The sequence below is a fragment of the Tenacibaculum piscium genome (genome assembly GCF_021390755.1).
Taxonomy (GTDB): domain Bacteria; phylum Bacteroidota; class Bacteroidia; order Flavobacteriales; family Flavobacteriaceae; genus Polaribacter; species Polaribacter piscius.
Genome location: NZ_JAJGWR010000002.1, coordinates 456855 through 472447, shown reverse-complemented (window position 1 = coordinate 472447; position 15593 = coordinate 456855). Strand labels below are relative to the sequence as shown.

The following is a 15593-nucleotide window of genomic DNA, read 5'->3' as shown; positions in this document are numbered from 1 at the left end:
CAGAAATAGAAGTTATTAATTTTAAAATAGAAGATGTTATTTCGTAAGGTGGTTTCATTTTTGATACTATCATTTGATACTATCAAAGATACAATCATTTAATCTGAATTATCTTATGAAACGAGTTTTTTTATTGGGCACAACGTGTTTGTATATGGTTTGTTGCGTGTTTTAAGCACCTAATTTAGCAAATACAAACCGAATAGAAAATCCGCGAGGATTTTCGTAAGTAGGCTAGAACTAGCAATAAATTATATACGGTGTTGTGCATAGTGCTTTATCCTTTCAGTTTCGATAGTGCATTTAATAGTTTTTCTAAAGCTGATATAGATAAACCTTCTGCCTCTTTGGTATCTAAAAAGTCATTATTCTTATTATTACCGAAATACTTTTCTACCAATTTCTCTTTGATGATTTGCTTCTTATCGTCAGCAAGACCTTCTATAAAAGGATTGATTGATGCTAATTCCAATTCGGCATTTCTATTAATTGTCTCTAATTTTCTGTGTTTTGAAGATTCACGAGCTGCATATGTTGCTGGATACGATAATGCAGCAGCAGCAATTAGTCTTATTAACGATTTAGTCCAATCAAATCCGTCCGAACTCAAATCAATTATTGTCCAGACTAAAAGTCCAGAAAAAACAGCCATAAAAAGAATTGCAATCGCTCGCCAAAAATTTGCACTATCCTTATGATTGTTAGCTATATTTTGATAGTTTCCAGTAACACCAACATTACCAATTAAATTAACAAGTTTTTTTGCTTCTGTCAGTTTTGTATTAAGTTCTGTTATAATATCTGTGGTATCTGTATCAATACTTTCTTTTAGTTCATCAATTTCATCACGAAATGATTCCTTTGCTTTATCAATTTCAGAACGATAAGTTTTTTTGTCGTTTTCAAAATTTTGATTGTGTTCCGATTTTATGTTATTAAAATTAGTCTGAAATGTTGAGTTTAGATTTTGGATTTCCGTTTCTTTTCCCTCGATTAGTTTAAGTAATCTTTGAATTTCAGTTTCTTTTGAAGTCAGGTCCGTTTTGAAATTTTCAATTTCAGATTTGAGTTCGTCTTTTTCTTTTTCTAAAGATTTGTATTTGCTTTTTGCTGTTTTTTCAAAGTCGGCAATTTTGCGTGAAAAATTAAAATCAGTTTTCGCAACTGGGATTGGAAAGTTTTTAATTCTGTTTATAGCAGCAATAAAATTATTGGTAGCATTAGTTAAATGTCCAGCATTATTATTTCCTAAAAAACTATTTATTTGGGAAATTCCTGCGTCCAATTCGGTACTCAAAGAATCTAATTCAGTTTGTTGCACTAAATCAGGAATGGTTAATTTAACTCGTTGATTTATATACGAAAATACAGTTTGAAAATATGAAAGCTTTTCAAGGTCAATTTTTTCTTTTACTTCGTCATTCGCCAAAATTTCCTCTAAAGAATTCAGTCTGTCAAAAATGGTGTGATTATCGAAATTTTCTGATGTCATTTTTTATTGGTTTTTGGTTGGTTTCCGCATTATGCACAACGTTGTTGTATATGGTTTGTTGCGTGTTTCAAGTAACTAATTTAGTAAATAATTACCGACCAAGAAAGTCTGCAAGGACTTTCGCAATTAAGCTAGAACTAGCAATAAATTATATACGGTGTTAGCAAATGTTATTTATTATTTCATTTTTTATTAATTCTTTCGATAAGTTCATTTCTATTTTAAAAACTTCTGCAAATTTTTCAATATCAATTCCAATATTACTCTTGTCGTTCTTTGTCAAAGAATGTTGAGCTTTAGTTCTTGGCTTATTCACTCTTTTGTAACCATACTTTTCATTTTGTTTTATTCTTTCAAATAATTCTGGTATTTGGTGAGGAATATCTGTTGATTTTGAGTTATCGTAATCTGTAGAAATACACATTGTTTTAAATGTTCCTTTTTGGTAATCGAAACCGAAATTGAATGATTTACCATTTATGATAACTCCTTTTTCGATTGGTACTCCTAAAATTGCATTTCCGTGAGTTTCAACAATGTAAAAATCTCTCAATTGTAAAAGGTCAGCAACTTTTTTAAAATACATTTTTTGAAAAATAGTTTCTAATTGATTGTCACTTATAAATCTTTGCTTGATATTTTTAATTTCTTTTTTCTTTTGATGTTTAGTTTTGCTCCCATCATCGAATACATTAATAAAATCGGAAGGTTTTTGTAAAAAGTCATTTATTATTGTAGAGAAATTTTCTAAAGTTTTTATGTATTCAAGAAGAATAAAGCCATCAGTGTTTTTTTCTATTTTTAACTTTTGCAATGACTTTAATAGTTTGTTGTAACTAATGTTTTTCCAGTTAGAATCGTTTGAATTTTCATCTATTAAGGTTAAAAAGAAAAAATTAGTATTTATTTCTCCGTACTTTTTTTGAATAGATTTTAAATATCTATCTAATTGGTTTGAATGTTGTGAAGATTTAAGTTTATTTTCAATACAAATTATTCCATTTTCAGATTTTATTAAAATATCTATTTTTTCGTATTCCGTGATTATTTCTGAAACTTTGAAGTTTGATATATTAAGAAAATCAGAGATGAATTCGTTTTTTTGATTTGAAGTCAAACTTTTATTGTCTTTAGATAAAATCCATTGTAATATTTGAGAATGGATTTTTTCCATATCAGCAATTCCTAAATATTCAAAAAATGTTCTGTTCATTCAAGGGTTGGTTTTTAATATTTGCTAACGTTGCGTGTATGGTTTAGTGCGGGAATAGAAAGTCAGAGGGCTTTCAATTTAGCACGAGGCAAAGCATTTTGTTTGCCTTTATCTTTTTCTGTACTAAAGTCAAATCAAAATGATTTGACGGACTTAGTAAATATAAACAAAACTTTGGATTAAACACTAAACCCGTATTAACTATACACATTGTTGTACACCGTTTTATTTTCTCTTTATTAAAGATATGTCCTTGTTATTTTTTATTACTATTAAATCTCCACCATCATAACCCAACATACCTTTAATTTCCCCTTGACTATATTTAAAAGTTATTGGGTCAACAAATGAATATGAAATATAATCATAATTGTCTTTAAACAATCCATCTTTGCTTTTAGGGTAATTTTTGAATAGTTCTTTATTGTATTTAGGATTAATAGCTCGTATGAGAGCTTTCTCAGCATCTAAAAAGATAGTTTCTTGATTTGGAAAATTCTCACCCAATAAAGAAGAAGTCATTTCTTTTATATTTGAGTCGGTTCCAAATATTTGAAACTGTAAATTTTCTTTAAACTTAAAACATAAAACCGCTATTTCGTGTTTAGGTAAATCTTTGTAAGTTATCGGGTTTTCTATTGAAAGTATATCTTGAAATGTATTATGACCAGTTAGTCTTTTTAAAATACTTTGCTTGGTTGCTTTTCCTACATAATGCACTTTATAATTTAAGAAAGATTTATAATCGCCGACAATTTCACATTCTATTTGTTCTTTCCACCAATTTTGAAGCAATTTTTCAGGTGAGAACCATAACAGAAATTCTTGTTTATCCCCTACCATTTTAGCAAGTGAAAATCCGTGTAAGTTATTATAAGGAGGTTCTATTTGTGATTCTGTGTTATTTAGAAAATTAAAAGCAATAGCTATATTATCATCAAAATTACATTCAGCAGAACTTTGTATTAAAGGTAATTTACCTTTTAAAATATTAAGATTTCCTTTTTGATGTATTTCAAATTCTAAACTATAATCGGAAGGATTAGGAGATACATTTTCGAAAGTAATAATGGGTCTTTGAGCAATTACATACAAACTGGCTTCTTCTAATGCTTTCTCGAGAATTTTACTTTTTTTCTCTACAGCAAATTCATAACCTGTCAGAGGAGCATATGCCAATTCAAATTTGTTAATTATACTTTTCTTAGTCATTTAAATTTACTGCATTAAGTTCTTGAGTACAGAAGCTGTTTTTTTTAATGGTGTACAACGGATTTGTATATGATTTTTTGCGTGATTCGTGACTAAATTTAGTAAAAAAAATCGGAATAGAAAATCCCCCAAGGGATTTTCGTATGTAGGCGAAAACCAGCAATTAATTATATACGTTGTTAGTTTTTCGTTATGAAACATTTTTATAAGCACGTTTTTTTTTGCGTTTCTAAGTTTTTCAAGAATTTAAAATTCAAGATTTGTTTATGTTTTATTTTTTCTTTAAAATTCTAAACATTCTTTTTTAGATTCACGTAAAACAGGTTTTTTCACGAGTTTAAAATTCAAGATTTGTTTATGTTTTATTTTTTCTTTAAAATTCTAAACATTCTTTTTTGGATTTACGAAAACCAGCAATTTTTTTACGAGTTTAAAATTCAGAGTTTTTTATTAAACTTTTTCTTTAAAAATCTAAACTTTCTTTTTTATATTTACGTAAAACAGCGATTTTTCACGAGTTTAAAGATTTTCAATTTGTTTATTTTTTTCTGAACTTTTTCTTTAAAATTCTAAAGTTTATTTTTTAGATTCAAGCAAAACAACATTTTTTTACGAGTTTATAAATTCATGATTTATTCATTTTAATTATTTAAATATTCTCGATAATTCTCTTTTTTATTTAATATTCTCATTTTTTCTGAGCAATGAAAACTAACGTTTTATATATGGTTTGTTGCATTTTTGCAAGCACTAAATTAAGTAAATAAAAACGGAATAGAAAATCCCCTAAGGATTTTCGTAAGTAGGTTCGCACTAGCAATAAATTATATATTTTGTTGCCAGCAGTACTTTTTTAGTTATAATGGAATCTACATTTTGCAATTAAGATTTCTCCTTCTCGATATTGGTAAATCAATCTATGCTCACTATCAATTCGTCTTGACCAAAATCCTGCGTATTTATGTTTTAGTGCTTCTGGTTTTCCAATCCCATCAAAAGGATTTCGAGCAATGTCTTTTAGAAGTTCATTTATTTTTTTTAACTTTTTTTTGTCTGTTTTTTGCCAATACAAATAATCTTCCCAAGACTCGTCAACGAATGTATACTTCATTTTAATTTTCGATTAGGTCTTTGTTTAAGGTCATTCCGTTTTTTAGTTTGTCAATTGCAGAGTCTAATCTTAATTCATTTTTTCGTGAAGATAATTCATGATTTGTAGCCATTAAAGAATTGTATTCCTGCAATGACATAACTACAATTCCAGAATCTTTTCCGCGATTTATTATTAATGTTTCAAAGTCTTTGATAACTCTGTCTAAGTAACTTTTAATATCTTTTCTGAAGTCAGAAACAGTTGTTATTTGCATAATGTTGTGTTTTATTAAGTACAAATATATGTACAAAACATGATTTATGCAATTTTTTTTCGTATTGCTGGCAACAACCAAATATACGTACTATTACATATATATCATATATGTTTTTTATAAATCTAGGGGATTTTTAATAGCTTTAAAATTATGAGAGGCAACATGTGTGTAAATTTCTGTTGTTTTACTAGAGCTATGACCTAGTAAATTTTGAATATATCGCAAATTTGTACCACTTTCTAATAGGTGAGTAGCAAAAGAATGTCGTAACATATGTGGAGTTACTTTTTTTAGAATACCAGCTTTTTTAGTCGCTTTTCTAACAATTGCAGTAATACTTTCGGCAGAATATTTTTGTCCTTTTCTACCTTCAAACAAATATGTTTTAGGTTGCCACTCTTTATAATACACTCTTAATTCTTTAAGAACCGTTGTGGAAAGTAACGAATACCTATCTTTATTACCTTTAGCATTATTAACGTATATTAACATTCTTTTACTATCGATATCCGTTATTTTTAAATCAAGAATTTCGCTTCTGCGTAACCCTGCAGAATATAATAAACTAACAATACACCGATGTTTAATGTTATTTGTATGATTTATAATAGCTAAAATTTCCTCTTTTGATATTATTTTAGGAAGCTGATGCACTTTTCTTGGTCTATCGATACTGTAAAACCGATTAGGCATACCTAAAACTGTTTCATAATAAAATTTAATAGCGCTAATAGATTGATCTACATAGCTATTCGATTTTTTTTGTTGTATTAATAATTGAAGATATTCTTGTATCTCTTTTTCTGATAATTCATTAATTGCTTGTTCACCAAAATGATTTATAAATTTTTCAAACAATGAAATATATATTTTACAAGTGTTTAAAGAGTATCTTTTAAGTTCTAACTTTAATAAATAGTTTTCAGGAACATATTTAAAAATGTCTTTTTTAACTCTATTTCTAAATCCATTTACATCTGGTAAAACGTTATCTTTTATAGGTTTTTCCTTAAAAAAAGCGTTTCCATGTATCCAAATAACACCTTTAAATTTTTGAAAAATAGCATTAATATTATTTTTAGAATACTTTAAATAAACCATGTTAAACTCCGCGCTCCATTTAGGTTCAGGGAGTTCTTTTATTAGTGCATGAATAACTTTATTCGGATAAAATTGTAATCCAATCATCTTGCAATTATTAATATATAAATGCTTTAAGGTAATATGTTTTGAAGCTTCTTTCACGGTATAAAATTCAAAAAAAGGAATGAATAAAACAAATATAAGCATATATTTATACGTTTATTAAACGGTTAATTATATGCTTATGGAAAAAAAATGTCTTCATTGCAAAAATAAATTAGAAGGAAGAAGTGATAAAAAATATTGTTCTTCTTATTGTCGGTCTTCCTATCATTATGAAAAAAATAAAGAAAAAGAAGATGGTTTGTTTTTCAACATAGATAAAAAATTGAAAAATAACAGAAAAGTATTAAAAGCATTTAATAAAGCAGGACTTGCTAGTGTTAGAAAAGAAAAACTACTAGCAAAAGGTTTTGATCCAACTTATTTTACAAATTATTGGAAAAATAGTAAAGGACAGGTTTATTTATTTTGTTATGAATACGGTTTTCTGGCTCAAAACGAAAAATACATTTTAGTACATTGGCAAAGTTATATGAAGATATAAAAAAGATATTTTATCTAAAATTCCATATTAATTTTAATATTTAAAACTCTTCCGGTCATATAGTTAGGGATTCCGTATTGTTGTTTGCTGTACGCGTCACGCACCCAAGTATTGGTTATTGAATTTCGGATATCAAATAGGTTAAAGAGTTCTAAACCAGCGGTTAATTCTTTAAAGTTTGTTAAGAATCCTGTTTTATTTTTCGTTATTTTTTTTGACATATCGGTAAAAACGTAAGAGATACCAACATCGGCACGTTTATAATCGTTCAATCGGTTTTGATATTGATACACATCGGCATAGGAAGGTGAACCACCAGGAACGCCCGTATTATAGACCATATTTAAGTATGCTTTTAAATCGGGAATATTGGGTACATAATCTTGAAATAACACACCAAATTTTAAGCGTTGGTCGGTTGGTCTGGCAATATATCCTTGATTATTGGTGTTTTCTTGACTTTTCAAATATCCAAAACTTATCCAACTATCATTTCCGGGGACAAATTCACCATTTAAACGTACATCTAATCCGTATGCGTAGGCGTTTGTGTTGTTGTCGGCTCGATATCGAATTCGAACGTTATCCACGGAATAGGCATTAACATCGGTTAAATTTTTATAATATAATTCTGATGTTAATTTGAACGGACGTTCCCAAATTTTGAAGCTATATTCATTTCCAGCGACGATATGTATTGATTTTTGAGCTTTTACTTTCGGATGAATTTCTCCGTTATAATCTCGTAATTCTTTGTACGATGGCGGTTGCGAATAGTATCCTCCAGCGATTCGAAAAAGCATATCTTTATCCCAATTTGGTTTGATGGCAAATTGTATTCTTGGGCTTATAATTAATTGATTTTTAGAAGATGCTATATTGTTTTTTAATGTATTTTTTATGTTCCAATGATGCGTTCTAATTCCGATATTCATCCAAACTTGTTGCTTTTTCCAAGTTGTTTTTCGACTGAATTGCAAAAAACTAGTGATGCGTTGTATATCGATATTATTTGTTGCTTTTACGTTGTTAAAGGGTTCAATCGGTGCTGTAAAAGGCTGGTAAGGTTGGTTATTTCCAGCATGATGTGGCGGACGAATCGCAAAGCCTAAGGAGTCAATCATTTCCCATTCATTAATGCGGTCTTTTATATTTTCTGATTGAAATTTAACCCCAGTTTTCCATTGATTTTTTCCATCTTTAAGCGTTGCTTTTACTTGAATATTACTTATTAAAGCATCTAAATCGTTACGAGCATGATTTATTTGTGAGCCAATTCCTTGAGAAAAACTAACGGCATCTGTATTGTTAAAATCAGTGTTTTTTATAGTATTATTCGAGTTGTTATCCGAATTTATTGGCGTTTCGTTTAAGCGGTAAAAGGCGGCAATATCAAAATATTCTTCTTCTTGCGTATTGAAACTGGAAATTGTTCCTGTTATTTTTAACGCATCATTTACTTTATAATCGGTTGAAAAAGCACCAAAAAGGGTTTTAAATTCATCTTTTTCTTGTCCTTGATAATACACGATTAATTCCTGTGGATTATCAAGAGTTCCGAAACGTGTTTTTCGAGTTAAAGGTTTGTAATGATATGTATTTAATGAAAAATTAGTTAAAAAATTAAAGGTTATTTTATCAGAAAAATCATAGGATAAAAAACTTTGAACATCAGCAAAAGTCGGTTTAAAATCAACATCAACTTGTTTGCTATTGACAAATAAACTATTATCTCGGTATCTAATTCCTACGATAGCACTTAATTTATCTTTTAAAAAAGTATCTTCTAAAGTAAAACTTCCGCCTAATAAACTAAGGGCTATTTTCGCTTTAAAATCGGTTGGTTTTCGGTATGAAATATCCAAAACTGACGCTAATTTATCGCCATATTTTGCTTGAAATCCACCTGCTGAAAAGTCAATATTTTGTACCATTTGCGAATTGATAAAACTCAAACCTTCCTGTTGTCCAGAACGAATTAAAAAAGGACGATAGACTTCAATTCCGTTTACATACACCAGATTTTCATCAAAATTTCCGCCACGAACATTATACTGTGTACTTAATTCATTGTTGTTGCTAACGCCTGGTAAAGTCATCAAAATATTTTCAACGCCTTGATTTGCACCGAGTATTTTTGTTGCTTTTTGGGTTGAAATTTTAGTAATTCCTTGGGCTTCTTTTCGATGATTTTTAAGACTGATTTCCGCTAATTCTTCGGTTTTAAAAGATAGAATAGGAGCGTAGTTGAATATTTTTCGTCCACGAGAAGTGAATTTTTTGGTGCTTGTTTTGTAGGAAATATGGCTAAAAGTAACGCTTACGGTTTTATGCATCGGAATTGTAAATTGATAATTTCCATCAGCATCGGTGGTTGTTCCTTTTGATAAATAAGAAATCGCAACGCCTTGAATCGGCATTTTGAATGTATTGGTAATTCTTCCTTTTACAATCGCTGTTTTTTGAGCGAAAACAGACAAAATAGACAAAGGAAATAGCAGTAAAAAGAGTATTTTTTTCAACGTTTTTTAAAGTTTTTAAAGTTTTTCATGATTTCTGAGAATTTCTGAATATTTTTTATCACTTTTTATTTCTTATAGAAAACTGCCGAAAGCGTTTGGGTATTTCCAACATTATCTGCGACAATAATTTTGAAAATATGTTTACTTCCAACGAGTTTATTATCCTTAAAATTATAAGTAAGTATTCCTCTTTTATGATTGTATTCCATTAAAATCCATGCTCCATCAATCGTTGCGGTATATTCTTTAATCCCCGATTGATAATCTTTGATTTTTACTTTTAAAGTTTTACTTTTCGATACCCATTGTCCATTTTTAAAATTCGTCAATTTAATAATTGGTTTTTTGGTATCGTATAATAATTGATAATTCCCTAAAGTTTTTGTAGAGGTATATACTTTATTTAATTTCTTTTTTGTTCGGGTGTATCTTGTGTATTTTGGGTTGCTAACATTGGCAATATATACTTGTTGTTTTTGAAGATCACTTAAAAAAGAAGTATCAAAAGTAAGTGTATATCTTTTGTCTATCGGCATGGTTTTATGGTGGATTTTTGCCACGCCATTATCCACCGAAAAATCAATAAAACAATCGTTATAAAACGTGTTTTTAGGAAAAGCAACCGTTACATTTTTAAGATTAAATTTCTGAAAATCCTTGGCAATAATTTTAAAATTTGTCGTATCTTTTTGTTTGAAAACCAAATTACTAGCAACACCTTTAATCGGTATTTTAATGGTTGCCGTATTATTTTTAATATCTTTAGCTATAATTTCGACCTGATAATTTGAACCATTTTCAATAGTTATTTTTCCATTATTTACTAAATCTTCATATAAATTTAACCGATTTGCCGATACTTTATGTGTTTTTTGAAGCCTATTTTTATAGGTTTTATAATGAGGATAATCAATCAATAAATTAATATATTTTGTTTCCGCAAAAGAAAAAGTTTCTACATCATGATAATAAATACGTGTACCATTAACGGTCATTTCTAGGCTGTAAATTCCATTTTTATTGATAGCATCATTTAATCTATCAAAAACACTAACGCCAAAACCAATAACGCCACTTGCAGTAATTCGTTCACTAATATAGGTATTCGGAGCTGTTTTTTTAAAGCTAATTATCGATTTTAAACTTGAATTATTAATTCGAGATTGACCATTTAACGGATACGCCATTATTTTTTGAATCGTAGGCGCTTTGTTATCGCTTGGATTGATGCCAAATAATAACGGATTGATAATATGTTCTGTTTCCGTATCTCTAATTTCGTAATGTAAATGAGGTCCTCCAGAACCACCCGTATCGCCTGTATATCCGATTAATTGTCCTTTTTTGATAGGGAAAAGATCTTTTTTCGTGAAGATATTTCCTGTCTGATAATTTTTCTTTCGATATTGAATACTTTTTACATATTTTTCAATAGCAGTTTCAAATTTTTTAAGATGCGCATATACGGTCGTGTATCCATTTGGATGATTTAAATAAATCGCTTTTCCAAAACCATATTGTGAAACTTTTAAGCGAGAAACATAGCCATTTGCAGGAGCATAAATAGGAATCCCTTGTTTTCCCTGCGTTTTGATATCAATCCCAGAATGAAAATGATTGCTTCTAAGTTCGCCAAAAGTACCCGATAAAATAATCGGAATCTTCAATGGAGCAGAAAAATAATCCGTAGGATACTGCTTTTGAGCATTTCCTACATAAAAAAATAAACATAAAATAATGGAAAAATAAAATTTCAAATCACCGAGGTTTTAAACAAAAATACTAAAAATAAGTCAAATACTTAGAAGGTTTATAATCAGGTGTTTGTTAAAAAAACAAAAAAGTGTTGCTATTTAAAATCTATAATGATAACTTTGTAGATATAGTTTTATTCTCAAAAAATAAATGAGTACCCCTTTAGAAGCAATTCATTTACTTGAAGATAAGTTGAAAAACTTACTACATAAATATGAATTTTTAAAAGATGAAAATGAAATTTTGCATGAAAATAATGCAAAATTAACCCTTTTGTTAGAAGAGAAAACAACCGCATTGAAAATTAATCAAGAGCAATATAAATTGCTTAAAATTGCGAAAACTATACAAGGCAGTAAAGAAAATACCAGAGAAACAAAACTCAAAATAAATACTTTAATTCGAGAGATTGATACTTGTATTAATCTTCTGAATTCATAAAAAGTTCTTTAACATGACAAAAATAAAAGTTAATGTAGTAATTGCAGGAAGAACGTATCCTTTAAGTGTTGATAATACCAATCAAGAACAAGGAATGCGAACCGCTGCAAAAAATATTAATGATTTACTTGTTGAGTTTGAGCGAAATTATGCAGTATCAGATAAACAAGATGTATTGGCAATGAGTGCATTGCAATTCGCATCTAAATTAGAAATAGTATCCTTAAAAAATACTAAAGAAAATACTGAAGTAACCAATAAAATAAATGACTTAACTACTTTGTTAGATAAGTATTTATAACGTTCTTTAAAAAATAAAAAAATTAATATTACTGCCTACATTAGTATATTGTTTATTAAACTCAACACTATTTATTTAGAAAGGATGAGTCTTGGTTTTTAAAGCATGCCGATTTTTAGTATCGGATCCTTGACAAGCCAGTTAGTCCTAAACCTGTTTTTACGGAGTTTATAAAACCTTATTAATGTAGGTTTTTTTATACAATTAAATTAAAATTATGGATGGAAGTTTATTTCCTGTTTTAGCAGGAATTATAGGAGTAGCAATTGGTTTTATTATCGCTAAAATACTAGAGAAATCTAAAGCCAATAAACTGATACTAGAAACAAAAAAAGAAGTTAAAAATATTGTAAAAGAAGCTAGAATTGAAGCAGATGCAATAAAAAAAGATAAAATATTACAAGCGAAAGAAAAATTTATTGAATTAAAATCGGAACACGAAAAAGTTATTTTATCTAGAGAAAAGAAAATCTCTGATGTAGAAAAAAGAACTAGAGATAAAGAAAGTTTAATTTCATCAGAATTAGATAAAAATAGGAAATTAAATAAAACCGTAGAAAATAAAGCCAGCGATTTTAACGCTAAAATTCAAGTTTTAGAAAAGAAAGAAGCCGATTTTGAACATAAAATAGAAATTTTAGAAAAGAAAGAAGCTGAGGTAGAAAAAGCACATAAACATCATGTGGATATACTAGAACAAATTTCAGGCTTATCGGCAGAAGATGCGAAAACAGAATTAGTAGCATCTTTAAAAGATGAAGCAAAGGCTGATGCCATGTCATTTGTACAAACTGCCATTGAAGAATCTAAAATGACAGCACAACAAGAAGCTCGTAAAATTGTTTTAAATACCATTCAAAGAGTAGGAGTAGAGCAAGCTGTAGAGAATTGTGTGTCTGTTTTTAATTTAGAATCAGATGATGTTAAAGGACGAATTATTGGGCGTGAAGGACGTAATATTCGTGCTTTAGAAGCTGCAACTGGTGTTGAAATTATTGTTGATGATACGCCTGAAGCAATTATTTTATCTTGTTTTGACCCTATTCGTAGAGAAATTGCTCGTTTATCAATGCATAAATTAGTAACCGATGGACGAATCCATCCAGCAAGAATCGAAGAAGTTGTTAAAAAAACAGAGAAACAAATTAGTCAAGAAATTATAGAAGTTGGTAAACGTACCGTTATCGATTTAGGAATTCATGGTTTACATCCTGAATTAATAAAAATTGTTGGACGTATGAAGTATCGTTCGTCTTATGGTCAAAACTTATTGCAACACTCTCGCGAGGTAGCAAATCTTTGTGGTATTATGGCCGCAGAAATGGGCTTAAATGCAAAGGCAGCCAAACGTGCTGGTTTGTTACATGATATCGGTAAAGTTCCAGAAACAGAAAGTGAATTACCACACGCTTTATTAGGAATGCAATGGGCAGAGAAATATGGTGAAAAACCAGATGTTTGTAATGCTATTGGAGCGCATCATGATGAAATAGAAATGAAGAGTTTATTATCGCCAATTGTACAGGTTTGTGATGCTATTTCAGGAGCTAGACCAGGTGCTCGTCGTCAAGTATTAGATTCATATATTCAACGTTTAAAAGACTTAGAAGACATTGCTTTTGGATTTACAGGAGTTCAAAAAGCATACGCTATTCAAGCAGGTCGTGAATTAAGAGTTATGGTTGAAAGCGCAAAGGTTAACGATGCAAAAGCAGCTGAATTATCATTTAATATTTCACAAAAAATACAAAATGATATGACGTATCCAGGACAAGTAAAAGTGACCGTAATCCGTGAAACTAGAGCCGTAAATGTAGCAAAATAAGCTATCTATTTACACATATAAATAAAAAATCCTCATCATTTGATGAGGATTTTTTTATTTAAATATAATCAGTAAAATTATTTATGCTGTTTTTGGGTCTATTCCATATTTATTCTCACCTTTTTCTCCCTCTGTTACTGCAAGGATGAAATTGTAAATTGGAATCAGTAAAAACCAACCGCTTTTACCTACATCATGCATTCTTCTAACTCCAACTGCTATTGAGGGAAGTAATACTGCTAATGAGTATAAGTTCGCTAATTTTGGAAGACCTAGAAAACCACAAATAAATCCAAATATTAAAGAAATAATAACATTGCATAAAGTAAACATCCAATATTCTTTTCTTCTTGCACGTCCATTAAATGTGGTATAATTTTCTAATACTTTGAAGTAATAATTCATCTTATCTTTTTTAAATTTACTTTTAAAGATTATCAGTGATACAATTTATTTCAGTATTGCACAATCTAGAAAATTACTAAAACTGATTTTATTTCAGTTAGTAATATGTATTTTTTTAAAGAGAACAAGAGGCGTTTAAACCTCTTGTTGTTCTATTCTTTTTTTATTATAAAGCTCGAATTACAATATATATTTATCGATTAATATAAACCCAACCTTTTTGAGTTTTCGATAAATTATTGATTCCGTATTTTAAAATATAGAAATACGTTCCTGCAGGTAGTTTTTCTTTTGATATTACTGTAGCACGTCCTGTTGATATTCCGTTCCAATCATTGTTGTAATTATCGGTTTTGTAAATTGTATTACCCCAACGATTGAATATTTCTAAACGATTTGTATTATATTTCTTTAAGTTTTTAAATACTAAGGTTTCGTTTTTCGTATCGCCATTTGGTGATATTAAAAGATTTACATAATTCGATTTTGAATCAGCAAAACCTGAAGCAATTGTAATAATTTCATAATTATCAGGAATAAAAACATCCGAAGTTAGTGTTCCTTTTGTTAAATCTCCAGTAAGATTTTTTGCACCAAGATCTTTCCATTTATTTTCTAAAATACTCCAACCTACAATTCTTAATTTTTGACTGTCATCAGATAATGTACCAATATCACTAAAATTATCCCAAGTTAAAGTTACGCTTGTTGCTGAATCTCCGTTTAAATCCCAAAATTCTTTTTTACTGATAATATCAATAAAATCTTCTTTATCATTTGTTAAAGCTGAACCAGAAAAAGTACTTAGCATGTTTGGATCTTCAAAGAAATAAGCTCCTAAAAAAGTAGTTGCCGTATTTTGAATAGGCAAAATCATTGGGCGTAAACGGTCGCCATCACCAATTGGAAATGTAAAATCATTTTTCCCAATTACCGTTGCGTAACCATTAATATGATTCTCATCATTTTCTCCTGCATAAAAATTATGCTTATTAAATTCCAAAGAAATAGCCAAGTCATTTTTATCAGTAATAACGTTACCATTGATAAAACTTAATTCATTAGTAAGTGCTAACGATTTTTCTAATACCAAATCGTTTGCAACATCAATTTCAACATCATAAAAAGTTATTTTTTCAGTTCCTGAAACGGTTAATGTTTTGGTATCGTTATAAAAACCTGCTAAACCTTTATAGTTATTAGAAGTATCAAAAGTTCCATTATTCTCTAAATCAGTATGAAAACCTATTTTAGCGTTATCATGCAATTGAATATTTCCGCTAGCATCATTATAAAAAGCTGTTTGAGCAAATGTAATCGTAGTGGATAAAATGATAAAAAGTAGGTTTCTCATAGTATTATATGTA

General features: G+C 29.0%; 14 protein-coding genes and 1 other RNA gene. 5 read left to right on the top strand and 10 right to left on the bottom strand.

Annotation, left to right across the window (positions count from 1 at the left end; all coding sequences use genetic code 11):
• Positions 1–277 precede the first annotated feature (277 nt).
• From L0U72_RS06235 to xerA, 6 genes are all read right to left on the bottom strand, one after another.
• On the bottom strand, positions 278–1492 hold the full coding sequence (locus tag L0U72_RS06235; RefSeq protein ID WP_233898678.1) for a hypothetical protein: 1215 nt from the start codon (positions 1490–1492) through the stop codon (positions 278–280).
• 160 nt (positions 1493–1652) lie between these two features.
• Positions 1653–2705, bottom strand: a complete 1053-nt coding sequence (locus tag L0U72_RS06230) for a PD-(D/E)XK nuclease family protein (protein ID WP_262909833.1) — start codon at positions 2703–2705, stop codon at positions 1653–1655.
• A gap of 225 nt (positions 2706–2930) precedes the next feature.
• Complete coding sequence (locus L0U72_RS06225; RefSeq protein WP_233898676.1) at positions 2931–3917, bottom strand: hypothetical protein; 987 nt, start codon at positions 3915–3917, stop codon at positions 2931–2933.
• Positions 3918–4770: 853 nt separating this feature from the next.
• Positions 4771–5028: a Txe/YoeB family addiction module toxin gene (locus L0U72_RS06220; protein ID WP_058885305.1), complete on the bottom strand. Its 258-nt coding sequence runs from the start codon at positions 5026–5028 to the stop codon at positions 4771–4773.
• Between the two features lies 1 nt (position 5029).
• The gene (locus tag L0U72_RS06215; protein ID WP_058885304.1) at positions 5030–5284 is read right to left on the bottom strand and encodes a type II toxin-antitoxin system Phd/YefM family antitoxin; all 255 of its coding nucleotides are present in this window, start codon (positions 5282–5284) and stop codon (positions 5030–5032) included.
• Positions 5285–5401: 117 nt separating this feature from the next.
• Entirely contained in the window at positions 5402–6475 is a 1074-nt protein-coding gene (gene xerA / locus L0U72_RS06210; protein ID WP_233898682.1) for a site-specific tyrosine recombinase/integron integrase, read from the bottom strand.
• A gap of 139 nt (positions 6476–6614) precedes the next feature.
• Between xerA and L0U72_RS06205 the strand changes: the two genes are divergently transcribed.
• Positions 6615–6977 (top strand): hypothetical protein, encoded by a 363-nt coding sequence (locus L0U72_RS06205; protein WP_317206239.1) that lies wholly within the window; start codon positions 6615–6617, stop codon positions 6975–6977.
• Between the two features lie 14 nt (positions 6978–6991).
• Here the strand turns inward: L0U72_RS06205 and L0U72_RS06200 are convergent, their stop codons facing one another.
• Positions 6992–9499: a TonB-dependent receptor gene (locus tag L0U72_RS06200; protein WP_233898674.1), complete on the bottom strand. Its 2508-nt coding sequence runs from the start codon at positions 9497–9499 to the stop codon at positions 6992–6994.
• Between the two features lie 65 nt (positions 9500–9564).
• Positions 9565–11256, bottom strand: coding sequence for a M23 family metallopeptidase (locus L0U72_RS06195; protein ID WP_233898673.1), 1692 nt, complete (start codon positions 11254–11256; stop codon positions 9565–9567).
• A gap of 148 nt (positions 11257–11404) precedes the next feature.
• Here L0U72_RS06195 and L0U72_RS06190 point away from each other — a divergent pair, with 148 nt between their 5' ends.
• The 4 genes from L0U72_RS06190 (at position 11405) to rny (ending at position 13821) form a co-directional block, all read left to right on the top strand.
• The gene (locus L0U72_RS06190) at positions 11405–11695 is read left to right on the top strand and encodes a hypothetical protein (RefSeq protein WP_233885044.1); all 291 of its coding nucleotides are present in this window, start codon (positions 11405–11407) and stop codon (positions 11693–11695) included.
• 13 nt (positions 11696–11708) lie between these two features.
• On the top strand, positions 11709–11996 hold the full coding sequence (locus tag L0U72_RS06185) for a cell division protein ZapA (RefSeq protein ID WP_101917583.1): 288 nt from the start codon (positions 11709–11711) through the stop codon (positions 11994–11996).
• A gap of 59 nt (positions 11997–12055) precedes the next feature.
• Positions 12056–12166, top strand: a non-coding RNA gene (gene ssrS, locus L0U72_RS06180) — 6S RNA.
• A gap of 47 nt (positions 12167–12213) precedes the next feature.
• Positions 12214–13821 carry a ribonuclease Y gene (gene rny, locus L0U72_RS06175; protein WP_233897218.1) on the top strand — a complete coding sequence of 536 codons (1608 nt, stop codon included), beginning with the start codon at positions 12214–12216 and terminating at the stop codon, positions 13819–13821.
• An 81-nt stretch (positions 13822–13902) separates the two neighbouring features.
• Here the strand turns inward: rny and L0U72_RS06170 are convergent, their stop codons facing one another.
• Complete coding sequence (locus L0U72_RS06170) at positions 13903–14226, bottom strand: DUF805 domain-containing protein (protein ID WP_101917580.1); 324 nt, start codon at positions 14224–14226, stop codon at positions 13903–13905.
• A gap of 193 nt (positions 14227–14419) precedes the next feature.
• The gene (locus L0U72_RS06165) at positions 14420–15580 is read right to left on the bottom strand and encodes a gliding motility-associated C-terminal domain-containing protein (protein WP_233898672.1); all 1161 of its coding nucleotides are present in this window, start codon (positions 15578–15580) and stop codon (positions 14420–14422) included.
• Positions 15581–15593 lie beyond the last annotated feature (13 nt).